11 protein-coding genes are annotated in these 13900 nt (G+C 70.0%); 5 read left to right on the top strand and 6 right to left on the bottom strand.

Going from position 1 to position 13900, the window contains the following annotated elements; all coding sequences use genetic code 11:
* Positions 1-4: 4 nt before the first annotated feature.
* On the bottom strand, positions 5-1201 hold the full coding sequence (locus ACIQTP_RS31530; protein ID WP_403406227.1) for an MFS transporter: 1197 nt from the start codon (positions 1199-1201) through the stop codon (positions 5-7).
* Between the two features lie 64 nt (positions 1202-1265).
* Between ACIQTP_RS31530 and ACIQTP_RS31535 the strand changes: the two genes are divergently transcribed.
* A complete protein-coding gene (locus ACIQTP_RS31535) occupies positions 1266-1643 on the top strand; it encodes a MerR family transcriptional regulator (RefSeq protein WP_403406230.1) in 378 nt (125 codons plus the stop codon).
* A 22-nt stretch (positions 1644-1665) separates the two neighbouring features.
* Here ACIQTP_RS31535 and ACIQTP_RS31540 read toward each other — a convergent pair whose 3' ends face one another.
* Positions 1666-2415: an MBL fold metallo-hydrolase gene (locus ACIQTP_RS31540; protein WP_403406233.1), complete on the bottom strand. Its 750-nt coding sequence runs from the start codon at positions 2413-2415 to the stop codon at positions 1666-1668.
* A 246-nt stretch (positions 2416-2661) separates the two neighbouring features.
* Here ACIQTP_RS31540 and ACIQTP_RS31545 point away from each other — a divergent pair, with 246 nt between their 5' ends.
* A complete protein-coding gene (locus tag ACIQTP_RS31545; protein ID WP_403406236.1) occupies positions 2662-4668 on the top strand; it encodes a ricin-type beta-trefoil lectin domain protein in 2007 nt (668 codons plus the stop codon).
* A 104-nt stretch (positions 4669-4772) separates the two neighbouring features.
* Positions 4773-5546 (top strand): GNAT family N-acetyltransferase, encoded by a 774-nt coding sequence (locus ACIQTP_RS31550; protein ID WP_403406238.1) that lies wholly within the window; start codon positions 4773-4775, stop codon positions 5544-5546.
* A gap of 123 nt (positions 5547-5669) precedes the next feature.
* Here the strand turns inward: ACIQTP_RS31550 and ACIQTP_RS31555 are convergent, their stop codons facing one another.
* Positions 5670-5933 carry a GlsB/YeaQ/YmgE family stress response membrane protein gene (locus ACIQTP_RS31555; RefSeq protein WP_168505697.1) on the bottom strand — a complete coding sequence of 88 codons (264 nt, stop codon included), beginning with the start codon at positions 5931-5933 and terminating at the stop codon, positions 5670-5672.
* A 233-nt stretch (positions 5934-6166) separates the two neighbouring features.
* On the opposite strand from ACIQTP_RS31555, the gene ACIQTP_RS31560 reads away from it, so the two are divergent.
* Positions 6167-7618: a hydrolase gene (locus ACIQTP_RS31560; protein WP_403406241.1), complete on the top strand. Its 1452-nt coding sequence runs from the start codon at positions 6167-6169 to the stop codon at positions 7616-7618.
* Positions 7619-7692: 74 nt separating this feature from the next.
* On the opposite strand, the gene ACIQTP_RS31565 is transcribed toward ACIQTP_RS31560, so the two are convergent.
* The 3 genes from ACIQTP_RS31565 to ACIQTP_RS31575 all read right to left on the bottom strand — a co-directional run bounded on the left by ACIQTP_RS31565 (position 7693) and on the right by ACIQTP_RS31575 (position 12274).
* On the bottom strand, positions 7693-8025 hold the full coding sequence (locus tag ACIQTP_RS31565) for a hypothetical protein (protein ID WP_403406244.1): 333 nt from the start codon (positions 8023-8025) through the stop codon (positions 7693-7695).
* A gap of 127 nt (positions 8026-8152) precedes the next feature.
* Positions 8153-10909: a glycosyl hydrolase 2 galactose-binding domain-containing protein gene (locus ACIQTP_RS31570; RefSeq protein ID WP_403406247.1), complete on the bottom strand. Its 2757-nt coding sequence runs from the start codon at positions 10907-10909 to the stop codon at positions 8153-8155.
* A 183-nt stretch (positions 10910-11092) separates the two neighbouring features.
* A complete protein-coding gene (locus ACIQTP_RS31575) occupies positions 11093-12274 on the bottom strand; it encodes an ROK family protein (RefSeq protein WP_403406250.1) in 1182 nt (393 codons plus the stop codon).
* A 133-nt stretch (positions 12275-12407) separates the two neighbouring features.
* Between ACIQTP_RS31575 and ACIQTP_RS31580 the strand changes: the two genes are divergently transcribed.
* On the top strand, positions 12408-13862 hold the full coding sequence (locus tag ACIQTP_RS31580) for an APC family permease (protein WP_403406252.1): 1455 nt from the start codon (positions 12408-12410) through the stop codon (positions 13860-13862).
* Positions 13863-13900: the final 38 nt, after the last annotated feature.

Raw genomic sequence — 13900 nt, forward strand, 5'->3', positions numbered from 1 at the left:
GGTGTCAGGCGGGGCGCCGCGCAGGGAACGCCCGCCGCCCCATCGCGACCACGCCGCCCGCGGCGGCGATCAGCGGGAGTGACGTCCAGGGAAGGGCCGTGGCTCCCGCGCTCTGCAGAACGAGTCCTCCGGTGAGGGAACCGGCCGCGATACCGGCGTTGTAGACGGTGGTCTGAAGGGAGGTGGCCACGTCGGCGTGGGCGGGGCCGGAGGCGTCGACCAGCGCGGTCTGGATCAACGTCGGCGCTCCGCCGAACGCGGCGCCCCACAGGGCGACCGAGACGAGGAGCACGAGGGGCTCGCCCGCGGACACGGCCAGCGCCGCCATCGCGCACGCGATCAGGGCCAGGGCCGTCAGCAGCGTACGGCGCGGATGCGCGTCCACCAGAGTGCCGACGATCCAGATCCCCACGACCGTGGCCACCCCGAACACCAGCAGCACGAGACCGGTGTGGCCGAATCCGGTGCGCTCGGCGAAGGGGGCGACGTACGTGTACATCACCTGGTGCCCCAGCAGCAGGAGCAGGGTCACCGAAAGGACGGTCACGATGCCGGGCAGCGCGGCGACCCGGCGCAGGGGCACCCGTGCGCCCGCCGGTTCGCCGGGCAGGCCCGGCACCCGCCACCGCACCCAGAGCACGAGCAGCGCGGCGAGTACGGACAGCACGCCGAAGGCCGCGCGCCAGCCGGCGGCGTCCGCCAGCGCGGTGCCCGCGGGCACGCCAAGCGACAGGGCGAGGGTGATGCCACCGAGGACGATCGCGATGGCACGGCCGCGCCGCTCGGCGGGCACCATCCGGGCCGCGTACCCGACGAGCATCGCCCACAGCGTGCCGCCCATGACCCCGGCCCCGAGCCGGGCCGCGAAGGTGAGCGCGTACCAGGACGACAGGGCGGTGACGGCGTTGCAGAAGGCGAAACCCAGGAGGGTGCCGGTCAATACCCGGCGGCGCGGCAGCCCGCGCAGCGCGGCCGTGAGGGGCGCCGCGGCGAGGAAGGAGGCGAGCGCGTAACCGGTCACCAGGAAACCGAGCCGCCCCTCGGACACGCCCAGGGCCGGAGCCATCCGCGGCAGCAGACCGGCGGGCAGCAGTTCGGTCAGTACGGCGGTGAAGGCGGCCGTGGACAGGGCGAGCAGCCCCGAGAGCGGCAGCCTGGAAACGGGCAGGGCGGTGCCCTTGGCGGGCGGTGCGAGCGACATGCGACCATGCTGAAACCTTCACATCAGTGTGAAGGCAAGAGCGGCCGACCCGGAGAGCTGAGTCATGAGGATCGGTGAGTTGTCGCGCCGCACCGGTGTCCCCACCCGGATGCTGCGCTACTACGAGGAACAGGGCCTGCTGCGCCCCGAGCGGACCGCCAACGGCTATCGCTCGTACGGCGACGGGGCCGTCCCGTGCGTACGGCAGATCCGTGGGCTGCTCGACTCCGGGCTCACCACCGAGATCATCCGTGTCATCCTGCCGTTCCTGTCCGACCCCGGCGAGATCCATCTCCACCCCGAGTGCCTGACCCAGGAGACCGCCGCACTCCTGCGGGGCGAGATCGACCGCATCCAGAGCCGCATCGACTGCCTGGCCCGCAACCGGGACGCGCTGCGGGCCTACCTCGACACGGTCCAGCCGGGAACCACGCGGCCGTGAGCCGGCCGGCTCACGGCCGCCGTCAGTTGGCGAGCGCCTGGGCCCGCTGGGCCGCCTCGCTCACGGATCCGTGGTGCACCGGGCCGTGGCCGGGCAGGAGGACGTCCGCCGAGAGTGTCTCGATGAGCTTCAGCGACGCGAGGGCGTTCGCGCGCTCGGCGTGGAACATGTCGGGCAGCAGCTGCGGTCCCCGTATCCGGGAGGTGGGGTGACCGCTGACCAGGGCGTCGCCGGAGATCACGATGCCGGCGTCCGGCAGGTGGTAGACGCAATGTCCGGCGGTGTGCCCGGGGGTGTGCACCGGCACCGGACCGCCGGGAAGATCGAGCGCCCCCTCGCCCGGGAACGGCTCGGGCCGGGTCATCCGGACGTCCGCCGTGCCCCCGGACCGGATCGCGTGCACCGCCCAGGGCAGGACGCCGGGGCGCCAGGCCTGGCGCATCACCTCGCCCACGCTCACCTGCTGGAGGAACTCGCGGCGCGCGTGCGCCACCTCCTCCTCGTGCAGATGAACCGGGACGCCGTAGGTGCTGCTCAGGTACTCGGCCGAACCGACATGGTCGTTGTGCGCGTGGGTGATGAGTACGGCGCTGATGGCCTCGGGGGAGTGGCCGAGCGCGTCGAGGGAGGCGAGGACGTCCGGGCGGTCGCCCGGATATCCGGTGTCGATCAGGGTGACGGCGTCCCCCTCGGTCAGGATCACCCAGTTGGTGTTGCTGCCGTGAACCAGATGGATTCCGGCGGCTACCTCGACGATCGCGTCCTCGCGCATGACCATCCCGATGCTTGAGATCTTTCCCGGCCGGGTCGGGCCCGGGTCGAACCGAAGGTATCGCGTGCGGACGGCGACGCGACGGGCGGCCACCGGGGTACGGCCGCGTTCACCGGCGGCGTGGCCGAACGTGAACGGGCCCTGTCGGCAAGGGACTTGACGCGCTCGCGGAATGGCGGCTCCCATATGGCGAGTCTCGTTGACTTTTGTTCGAGTCTGCGAACAAACCGCTCAAGGGAGAGCCGTATGTCCCCCCATTCGCACACCACGCGCCTCAGGGGTCTCCTGAAGCGCGCAGCCGTTCATGGTGCCGTCCTGGGCCTGGCCGTCGCAGGATTGGCCGGAGTCGGGCGCTCCGTCACTCCGCTCACCGCCGAGCCGACCGCCGTCAGCACCAGTCAGATCGGGGTCGCCCCGGCCCCGATGGGCTGGGCGTCCTGGAACACCTTCGCCAGCGTCATCGACTACGACACCATCAAGGCCCAGGCCGACGCCCTCGTGTCGTCGGGCATGGCCGCCGCGGGCTACAAGTACGTGAACATCGACGAGGGCTGGTGGCCGGGCACCCGCGACAGCGACGGCAACATCACCGTCGACACCGCCAAGTGGCCGGGCGGGATGAAGGCCATCGTCGACTACATCCACAGCAAGGGCCTCAAGGCCGGGATCTACACCGACGCGGGCAAGAACGGCTGCGGCTACTACTACCCGACCCCCTCGGGAACACCCGCCGCCCCCAACACCGGTATGGAGGGCCACAACCAGCAGGACCTGGAGACCTTCCAGAACTGGGGCTTCGACTTCCTGAAGATCGACTGGTGCGGCGGTGACGCCGAGGGCCTCGACCAGGAGACGACGTACAAGGCGATCCGCGACGCCAACACCGCCGCCACCGCGGTCACGGGCCGCTCACTCGTGCTGTCACTGTGCGAGTGGGGCACGGGCAACCCCTGGAACTGGGCCGCCGGCACGGGCGCGATGTGGCGCACCAGCACCGACATCGTCTACTACCCCGACAACCCGACGATGACCAACATCCTGGCCAACTTCGACAAGTCGCTGCACCCCGCCGCCCAGCACACCGGCTACTACAACGACCCGGACATGATGACGGTCGGCATGAACGGCCTGAGCACCGCCCAGAACCGCACCCACATGGGCCTGTGGGCGATCTCCGGCGCCCCCCTGCTCGCGGGCAACAACCTGGCCACCATGAGCGCGACGACCGCCTCGATCCTCACCAACTCCGAGGTCGTCGCGATCGACCAGGACCCGCGCGGCCTCCAGGGCGTCAAGGTCGCCGAGGACAGCACCGGCCTGCAGGTCTACAGCAAGATCCTCTCCGGCACCGGAAAGCGCGCGGTCCTGCTGCTGAACCGTACGTCCGCCGCGGCGAACATCACCGCCCGCTGGCAGGACATGGGTCTGACCACCGCCTCCGCCGCCGTACGCAACGTCTGGTCGGCGTCCAACACCGGTTCGTTCGCGACGAGTTACACCACCAGCGTCCCCGCGGGCGAGGGCGTGCTGCTCACCGTCTCCGGCACCGAGGCGTCCGGGACGACGTACGAGGACACCACCTCCGCTTCGACCCCGGCCTTCACCGGAGTCACGGCGTCCGCCGCGGGCACCAAGCTGATCGACATCACCTACGCCAACGGCGGCACCGCGGACCGCGAGGCGACGCTTCAGGTGGGTGGCCAGTACGCGCAGACGCTGGCCTTCCCGCCCACCGGCTCGGCGACCACCTACCGGACCGTCTCCGTCCTCGCGTCCCTGGCGAAGGGCTCCAACACGCTGACCTTCGGGGCCTTGGGCACCGCGCCCGACATCGACGCCGTGGCCGTGCGCGCCGTCCCGGGCACCAACGGGACGGCGGTCGTCGGCACCGGATCCGGGCGCTGCCTGGACTTCTTCAAGAGCACGATCACCAACAACAGCCAGGCCGAACTGTGGGACTGCGGCGGTGGTCAGAACCAGACGTTCACCTACACCTCGCGCAGTGAACTGGTGGTCTACGGCAACAAGTGCCTCGACGCCTACAACAGCGGTACTGCCAACGGCACCAAGGTCGTCCTGTGGGACTGCAACGGCGGCACGAATCAGAAGTGGACCTTCAACTCCAACGGAACCGTCACCAACAACGTCTCGGGCCTGTGCCTGGACGCGCTGGGCGCCGCGACGGCGGGCGGAACCCTGATCGACCTCTGGTCGTGCAACGGCGGATCCAACCAGCAGTGGACCCGCAACTGAACCGCGCCTGACCAGGGACGAAACACCGGGGCGGGGTGGTCCGATCGACTCCGTCCCGGTGCAGGGCCGTTGCCCTATGCGCGCCGGGGTGCTGGAGTGACCCCATGGATCACGTTGCGGTACTGGCCCTGTTCGACCGGGACATGCGGGAGGACGCGCGGCCCGACAGCCCAGGAGCCCGGGTCGAGCGCATCGACAAGGTGGTGCGCCAGGTCGGCACCGAGCACGGCTGGAACGGGGTGATCTGGTCGGACCTGGACGAATCGACCGCCGACGCCGCGATCGCCGAGCAGATGCGCTACTTCGGCGCCCTCGGCCGCGAGTTCGAGTGGAAGCTGTACGGGCACGACAAGCCCGAGGACCTGGGGAAGCGGCTGCGCGCCGCCGGGTTCGTCGCCCAGCCCGAGGAGACCCTGATGATCGCCGAGCTGGGCGACCTCGCGCTCGACGCCCAGCCGCCCGAGGGCGTACGGCTGCTGCCCGTCACCGACCGCGCGGGCGTCGACCTCGTCGCGGACGTCCACGAACAGGCCTTCGGCACGGACAGCACCCGGATGCGCCACCAACTCCTCGCCCAGCTCACCGGCGACGAGGACAACGTCGTCGCGGTGGTGGCCCTCGCCGGTGACGTCCCGGTCAGTGCCGCCCGCATGGAGTTGGTCCCCGGCACCCGTTTCGCCGGCCTCTGGGGCGGCGGCACCATCGACTCCTGGCGCCGCCGCGGCATCTACCGCGCGCTCGTCGCCCACCGGGCCCGCGTCGCCGCCGAGCGCGGCTACCGCTACGTCCAGGTCGACGCCACCAGCCAGAGCCGCCCGGTTCTCGCCCGCCTGGGCTTCGAACCCCTGACCACGACAACGCCGTACGTGTACGGGTGACATCGGACGCCATCCGGGCAGAGGTGGCGTCACTGACCGCCGGCCGGCCGCGGCGGCGACGGGTCGGGCCGGCAGGTCAACTCGTGGCCCGCTTGCCGCTGTTCGGCCGGATGGGCGGCCCCGTCAGCGGCGCACCTTCACCCGGTCGAGCGCCGCGACGCCCACCGCCGCGAGTCCGATCTGAATGATCCACTCGATCCAGTCGACGCCCTTCGTGTTCGCCACGCCGAACGCGGCGGCGATCCCCGAGCCGATGAACGCGGCCACGATGCCGACGAGGATCGTCCACAGGATGCCGATGCGCTGGCGTCCCGGGACCACGAGCCGGCCCAGTACGCCGATGATGATGCCGATGAGAATGGCACTGATGATGCCTGAGATCTCCATCTCCGCCCCTTTTTGTCAGGACCCCCGCTGTTAGGTGTGTTCCCCCTGCGGGCGAAGACAGTCCGTTCCGCTCTCCGGCCGTCCCGCGTCCGGTCCCGCGGGATCCTGTTCAGTCGCGTTCCTGCCATGTACCGTTCAAGAATCTGTCGCGCGGCAGACGGCCAACCACCGTTCTACGCGCGCAGACTTGGCGCCCGCACCGCCTCTCCCCACCCCTCATGGAGGTACGCCGGATGCTCGGATTCAGAAGATCCCGCCACAGATTCACCACGGCCACGGCCGTGTTCGGGCTGCTCGTCGCGGGGGCGGCGGTCCAGGCGTCCACGGCCGCGCCGGCCGCCGCTGCGACCCCGCACCGCATCCTGTTCGACAACGCCCACGCCGAGACCGCAGGCAACGCCGACTGGATCATCTCCACCAGCCAGCCCGACCCGCTGGGCCAGGACTCCACGCCGTCGGCGGAGACCGACTGGACCGGAGCCCTCTCCTCCTGGGGTGTGGCCCTGCAGAAGACCGGCGACTACAGCCTGAAGACCCTGCCTTCGGGCTCCAGCCTGGCCTACGGCGGTTCGACGGCCACCGACCTGTCGAAGTTCGACACGCTGGTGCTGCCCGAGCCCAACACGCTCTTCACGACCGCGGAGAAGACCGCGATCATGACGTTCGTGAACAACGGCGGCGGTCTGTTCATGATCTCCGACCACACCGGCGCCGACCGCAACAACGACGGCTACGACGCGGTGAAGATCCTCAACGACCTGATGACCAACAACAGCGTCGACTCCACCGACCCGTTCGGCTTCTCCATCGACACGCTCGACATCAGCTCCGGCTACCCGGCGGCCATCAGTGACAGCACCAACGCGGTCCTGCACGGCTCGTTCGGCACCGTCACCAAGAGCCTGATCGCCGACGGCACCACGGCCACCCTCAAGCCGGCCGACAACTCCGCCGTCAAGGGCCTGGTCTACCGCAGCGGATACTCGGGCAACACCGGCGCCTTCTTCGCCACCAGCACCTTCGGCAGCGGCCGCGTGGCGTTCTGGGGTGACAGCTCTCCGATCGACGACGGCACCGGCCAGTCCGGCAACACCCTGTACGACGGCTGGAACGACACCGGCGCCACCAACGCCGCCCTCGCCCTGAACGCCACCGAGTGGCTCGCGGGCGGCGGCAGCAGCGGCGGCGGCGGTGGCGGTGGCGGCGGTGGCACCTGCACGGCAGCCCAGCTGCTCGCCAACTCCGGCTTCGAGTCCGGCAACACGTCCTGGACCGCGACCAGCGGTGTCATCACCAACAGCTCCAGCGAGGCGGCCCGTACGGGCTCCTACAAGGCCTGGCTGAACGGCTACGGCTCGGCCAACACGGACACGCTCTCCCAGTCGGTCACCATCCCGTCCGGCTGCGCGGCGACCCTGAACTTCTATCTCCATGTGGACACGGCCGAGACGACCACCAGCACGGCGTACGACACCCTCAAGGCCCAAGTGCTGAACAGCGGCGGCACGGTTCTGTCGACGCTCGCCACGTACTCGAACCTGAACGCCGCGTCGGGCTACACGCTGCGCAGCTTCGACCTGTCCGGCTACGCCGGGCAGACGGTCAGCGTCAAGTTCACCGGCACCGAGGGCTCCACTCTGCAGACGTCGTTCGTCCTCGACGACACGGCGCTCAACGTGAGTTGAGCGCGAACGAGCGAGAGGGCGGGCCCGGGAGCGGGCCCGCCCGTCGGGCACCAGGGTTCGGGGCGCTCGCCGAGTCAGCTGACGCGACGCACCCTGACGCCGTCGGCCCCGAAGTCGTAGACGTACTTGTTGATCCGCAGCCCGTCGACGGCGCCGGCCCACAGGTGGTCGCGCCCCTTGCCCACGGCGGCGGTGTAGATGGTCGGCACCGCGCCGCCGTCGTTGAGTGAGGCCTTCACCTGCGCGACGGTGCAGTGGGCGGCGTCGTTGCAGGTGGTCTCGCCACCCGTGACGTACCAGTAGCCGGTCGTGGTGGCGTCGAGGTAGCCGCTCCAGCGGTTCGTCACCGGGGCCGCGTCCGGTACCCACACCGGAGTGGAGTAGGTGTCGCCCGGGTGCGCGCCCACGTTCGGATCGATCTCGAACTTGATGTTCGGCAGGTTCGTCGGGCCGCCGTAGTCGATGTTCTCGCCGGTCTGGAAGACGTGGAACCCGACCTTGGTCAGGCCCGGCGCCGGGTCCCCGAAGAAGTCTTCACTCTCCGTGCCGTCCGGATCCGGCGCGGGTCGCCTGGACGGTCGTCTCCGGCGTGTTCCATCCCGAGACCCGTACCCGGGGCGCCGAACCGTGCAGATCGGCCGTCCGGTAGGTGGCGGTGAGCGTCGTCGACTCGCCGGGCCACAGACTGACCTGGTTGTCGGACCACTGAACGGGCAGGACGGGCTTTCCGGCCGAATCCACGAGGTGCGCGTCGGTCAGCAGCGACGGCGTCCGCCCCGTCCCGGTGTTCCGCAGCGTGACCGTCGTCATGGAAGCGCCGTCCACGCCGACCGAGGTCGAAGCCGTCGCCGAAACCGGCACCTGTGCCATGGAGCTGAGCCCCCTGAGGTCCGCGTAGCTCGTCGTCGGCGTGTAGTACCAGTCGGTCTTGGACCAGTCGAGGGTGTCGGACTTGGTGGACAGCCAGTAGACGTTGCGGCTGACCTCCCTGCCCTCGGCGTCGGTGAGGACGAGGCGCGCCAGGTAGGTCGTCGACAGGCCGCTCACGGAGGACGGCACGGTGAGGGGGGTGCTGTGGGCGCCGTCACCGTCCACGTCCACCCCGGTAGCCGTCCTGTCGTACTTCCGTGTGCCGTCGGTGTTGAAGAGCGTGACCCGGGCCGTGAGTCCGGACGCGGAGGCGTGTCGGTTGTTCACGACGACGATCGAACGGGTGTCGTAGGAGTACTGGATGTGCAGCGGCTCGTTCGCCTTTCTGGCTCCGAAGTAGGCACCGCCCTGGTCGAGGTAACGGTCCATCAACTGCCAGTGCAGCGAAGTCCATCCGCTGTTGAACATCCAGTAGACGACCCCGGTCGCGGGCTTGGCGGAGTCGGTGGCGTTGCGTCCGTACGCCTCGTACTGCGCGCGTACGTTCTCGTACTGGGCGAGCTGTGCCTTGCGTACGTAGTCGGTCAGGCCGCGCGGCGCTCCGTACCGTCCCGTGAGCGCGTCGTCGTAGAGCTTGAGCGTGCCGAAGGTCGACGACGGTGAGCGGTGGTACTGCTTGCTGGCCGGGCTCTTCCACAGGGTGTCCAGCTCGGCGGGGGACATCATGCGGCGCAGGGTGTCGAGGGTGGGGATGTCGGGGCCCGCACTGGTCTCGGAGTTGAAGCCGGTGGCGCCGCCCTCGCGCTTGGCGTACCAGTAGTTCGGCGGGATCCAGTCGTAGGGCCCGGTCATCTTCATGCCCGAACTGCCGCTGATCGGCGCGGACTTGTCGGAGGCGGCGGCGACCACAGGGTTCGGCCAGTCGGCGGCGTCCAACGCGTCGAGGTAGTTCTTCTCGATCGTCGCGTCCGGCGCGAAGTCGCTGCCGATGAGGAAGGAGATGACGCTGGGGTGGTCGCGCAGCCGGGCGGCCTCGGCGGCCATCGACGCCCTGGCGACGGGATAGTCGGCCGCGGTCCACTTGTCGCCGGCCTCGGTGCCGTTGACGTTCCCCTCCCACTTGTCGCAGCACTCCCAGCCGGGCAGCGTGAGGATGCCGTACCGGTCGGCGAGGTCGAAGAACTCGTCCGGCTCGATGTGGCCTTCGAGGCGGATGGTGTTGAGGCCGAGGTCGAGCGCGTACTTCAGCCGGTCCTCGACATACGTCCGGTCCCAGCGCAGGAACTCGTCCGGGGACCAGCCGCCGCCCTTGATGAGCAGCCTGCGGCCGTTGACGCTGTACTGCCGGGCGCCGTCGGAGTTGAGGGGCGCCTTCACCTCGCGGATACCGAAGTCCTCGTGCGCGGTGTCCGAGGCGGTGCCGGCGACGGAGGCCGTCAGGTCGAGGCCGTACAGCGGCTGTCCGCCCATGCCCGCGGGCCACCACACCTTCGGCGCGCTCAGATGCAGGCCGGGGGTGTCGGTGGGGGAGAAGGTGACGGTCTTCGTCTCGTGCGCGGCGAGGGAAACGGTTTTGCTGAAGGAGACGTCCGGGCCGATGCTGCCGGAGACCGTCGCCGTGACGGGAGCGCTGGTCTCGTTGCGGGCCTGTGCCTTGACCGTCAGGTCCGCGGAGGCGAGCGAGGGGACGGCGAGCTCGGTGAGGACGTGCGCGTCGCGCAGTGCGACCGGACCGCCCCGGCGGACGAGAACGTCGCGCACGATGCCCATGTTCTGGTCGGGCGGGGGCTGGAGCCAGTCCAACCAGCCCATGGTCAGGTTCTTGTCGGGCTCGTTGGGCCGGATGCGGAAGGCGACCGTGTTCGTGCCCGGCCGCACCAGCGAGGTGATGTCGAGTTCGTGCCGTGTGTAGGCGCCCGCGACATCGGCGGCGGTGGCGACCTGCCTGCCGTTGACGTAGACGTCGGCCGCCGAGATGACCCCGCTGAAGTCCAGGTAGCTGCGCTCGGTGGTGTCGGTGACCGTGAAGTCCGAGCGGTACCACCAGGGCACCTGGAAGTCGGACTTGGGGATCTTCTGCTGGTTGGTCGAGAAGAACGGGTCGGCGTACTTCCCGTCCGCGAGCAGCGCCGCGAGGACGGTGGCGCGGGAACCCGCGGGGTACCAGCCGCTCGCCGGATATCCCGGGCTCGAGACGTCGGACGCCGCGTCCGTGACCTTGGCCGTCGACTGGATCGCGTACCCGGACAGCGCGGTGGTGCTGCCCGCGGTGGCGGACACCGGGGTGACCGGCGTGGGTGCGGGCGCGTCCGGTCCGGCGCTCCGGGACCCGGCCCACGCGCTGGTCGAGAGGGTGCACAGGAGGCCCAGGGCGACGGCGGACGTGGCGGAACGCCGTCTTGGGGCAGGGCGATGGAACACGGTGGTCTCCTTGGGGGTGGGGAGCATCCGCGCTACGAGACTGCATGTCGGCACTGCGAGGCAGAAGCAAGGCAGGAAGCAAGGAGGCGCGAGCAAGCGCTGCAAGTTAGGAAACTTTACTAACTGGCGCACAAGTTAGGCGGCCGAGCAATCCGTGTCAATCACCGAAGGCGAGTGCCCCGCTCAGGACGCCGAGCGTCGCTCGAACACCACGTCCCTCGCGGTCCCGAGGGCCGTCGCCACCGCGCCCAGCAGAACCGCGTCCTCGCCCAGCCGGCTCGGCACGATCTTCGGACGCAGGGGCGTGAGCGTACGCAGGGTCTCGCGCACGGGCCGCAGCAGCAGGTCGATGCTGTGGCCCACGCCGCCGCCGAGCACCACCAGATCGGGATCGAGCACCGCGGCGGCCGCGGCCACCGTGTAGGCGATCCGCTCACCCTCCAGCCGTACCGCCCGCACCGCGGCGGAATCCCCCTCGCGCGCCGCGTCGAACACGGCCTTGGCCGTGAGCTGGCCGGTCATGCCGAACTGCCGCGCGGCCTCGACGACGGCCTCCCCCGACACCGCGTCCTCCAGCGTCCGAGGCTTCTGCCGCCCCGGCCACGGCAGGAAACCGATCTCCCCGGCCCCGCCACGCGCCCCCGTGAAGAGCCGCCCCTCGCTCACCACGCCCATGCCGAGACCGGTGCCGATCAGGATGTACGTGAACAGCCGGCTGCCCGCGCCGACGCCGTACGTGTACTCGCCGAGTGCCGCGAGGTTGGCGTCGTTGTGCACCTCCAGCGGGATGCCCAGCTCCTCACGCATCCGGTCGAACAGGCCCGCGCGGCCCCACCCGGGCAGATGCATCGCGTACCGCACCCGGCGCCGTTCCTCGTCGTACACGCCAGGCGTGCCCACCACCGCGTGGGCCACCTCGTGTGCTCCCACGCCGGAGTTGGCGACGACCTGACGGGCGGTGGAAACGACGAGGTCGGCCATGGCGCCCGAACTGCGCGCCCGATTGCGCACATCGGCGCGCGCGACCACGCCACCGTCCAGATCGGCGACCGCCACCCGCAGCCAGCTGCGCCCGATGTCGATGCCGAGCGCGTACCCGGCCGCGGGATCCGGGGCGTAGAGCACCGCCACCCGGCCGCGCTCGGGTGCGTGGGTGCCCGCCTCACGCACCAGCCCCGCCTCCTCCAGCGCCGCGAGCGCGCTGGAGACCGTCGGCTTCGACAGCCCCGTCTCCCGCGCGAGCTGAGCCCGCGAGGCGGCACCGCCCGTACGCAGCCGGTCGAGCAGCAGCCGCTCATTGGTGCTGCGCAGCCGCTGCCGGTTCCAGGGCTGTTCGGGCCGCGCTATGGCGTCGCTGGCGGTCATCGCACCATTCTCACGCATGCCTGACGCCCTCTTGACGCATCTAGTAAGTCTCCTTAACTTTATCGCCCAGTCAGCCTCGCCGGGCCGGCCGCAGGAGAGCCCGCCTCCCCGCGTCCCGATTTCAGGAGACCCCATGTCCGGTAGCCCACCACCCACCGGCGGTTTCGTCCGCCGCGTCGGCCTGTTCCAGGCCACCGCCATCAACATGAGCCAGATGTGCGGCATCGGCCCGTTCGTGACGATCCCGCTGATGGTCGCCGCGTTCGGCGGCCCGCAGGCGATCATCGGCTTCGTCGCGGGCGCGCTGCTGGCCCTCGCGGACGGTCTGATCTGGGCCGAACTGGGCGCGTCGATGCCCGGCTCCGGCGGCAGTTACGTGTATCTCCGCCAGGCCTTCCAGTACCGCACCGGACGCCTCATGCCGTTCCTGTTCGTCTGGACGGCCATGCTCTTCATCCCCCTGATCATGTCCACCGGCGTGGTCGGCTTCGTCCAGTACCTCGGCTACCTGGCCCCCGACATGGGCAAGACGACGGGCGACCTCATCGGCCTGGCCATCGTCGCCCTCGTGGTGCTGCTCCTGTGGCGCGGAATCGAACACATCGCCCGCATCACGGCGGTCATGTGGGCGGTCATGATCACCTCGGTCCTCCTGGTGATCATCGCCGCGGCCACCGACTTCAGCGCCCACCTGGCCTTCACCTACCCGGCGCACGCCTTCGAACTGACCAGCAGCCACTTCTGGATCGGCTTCGCCGCGGGCCTGACCATCGGCATCTACGACTACCTCGGCTACAACACCACCGCGTACATGGGCGCCGAGATCAAGGATCCGGGCCGCACCCTGCCCCGCTCCATCATCTTCTCCATCCTCGGCATCATGGCGATCTACCTCCTCCTCCAGATCGGCACCCTCGGCGTCATCGACTGGCACCGCATGACCGATCCGACGGACATCGCCTCCACCTCCGTCGCCTCAGCCGTCCTCGAAGAGACCTGGGGCAAGGGAGCCGCCGACACCGTCACGGTCCTCATCCTCATCACCGCGTTCGCCTCGGTCTTCACCGGACTCCTCGGCGGCTCGCGCGTCCCCTACGACGCCGCCCGCGACCGCGTCTTCTTCCGCCCTTACGCCAAGCTGCATCCCAAGCACCGCTTCCCGATGCTGGGCCTGGCGACCATGGGCGTCATCACGGCGATCGGCTTCCTCATCGGCCGCCACACCGACCTGGCCACCCTGATCCAACTCCTCACCACCGTCATGGTGATCGTCCAGGCCCTGGCCCAGATCGTCGCCCTCTCCGTCCTGCGCAAGCGCCAGCCCACCCTCGACCGCCCCTACAAGATGTGGCTCTACCCGATCCCCAGCCTCCTCGCCCTCGTCGGCTGGCTCACGATCTACGGCTACGCCGACAAGAACTCCCCGGGCCGCCACCCCATCGAATGGTCCCTGGCCTGGCTGGCCCTGGGCTGCGTCGCCTTCGTCGTCTGGGCGAACCTGGAAAAGGTATGGCCCTTCGGCCCAAGGGAGATCAAGGAGGAGTACCTGACTCCTTCGACCCCGGACCCGGCACCCGCCGGCACGTGACGGACCGACGACCGGCACCCGCCGACACACGGAAGGGG

Source organism: Streptomyces sp. NPDC090798 (assembly GCF_044768965.1).
GTDB lineage: Bacteria > Actinomycetota > Actinomycetes > Streptomycetales > Streptomycetaceae > Streptomyces.

Coding starts and splice junctions, on each gene's coding strand:
- ACIQTP_RS31530 (WP_403406227.1), bottom strand. CDS start 1,201: ATGTCGCTCGCACCGCCCGCCAAGGGCACCGCCCTGCCCGTTTCCAGG.
- ACIQTP_RS31535 (WP_403406230.1), top strand. CDS start 1,266: ATGAGGATCGGTGAGTTGTCGCGCCGCACCGGTGTCCCCACCCGGATG.
- ACIQTP_RS31540 (WP_403406233.1), bottom strand. CDS start 2,415: ATGCGCGAGGACGCGATCGTCGAGGTAGCCGCCGGAATCCATCTGGTT.
- ACIQTP_RS31545 (WP_403406236.1), top strand. CDS start 2,662: ATGTCCCCCCATTCGCACACCACGCGCCTCAGGGGTCTCCTGAAGCGC.
- ACIQTP_RS31550 (WP_403406238.1), top strand. CDS start 4,773: ATGGATCACGTTGCGGTACTGGCCCTGTTCGACCGGGACATGCGGGAG.
- ACIQTP_RS31555 (WP_168505697.1), bottom strand. CDS start 5,933: ATGGAGATCTCAGGCATCATCAGTGCCATTCTCATCGGCATCATCATC.
- ACIQTP_RS31560 (WP_403406241.1), top strand. CDS start 6,167: ATGCTCGGATTCAGAAGATCCCGCCACAGATTCACCACGGCCACGGCC.
- ACIQTP_RS31575 (WP_403406250.1), bottom strand. CDS start 12,274: ATGACCGCCAGCGACGCCATAGCGCGGCCCGAACAGCCCTGGAACCGG.
- ACIQTP_RS31580 (WP_403406252.1), top strand. CDS start 12,408: ATGTCCGGTAGCCCACCACCCACCGGCGGTTTCGTCCGCCGCGTCGGC.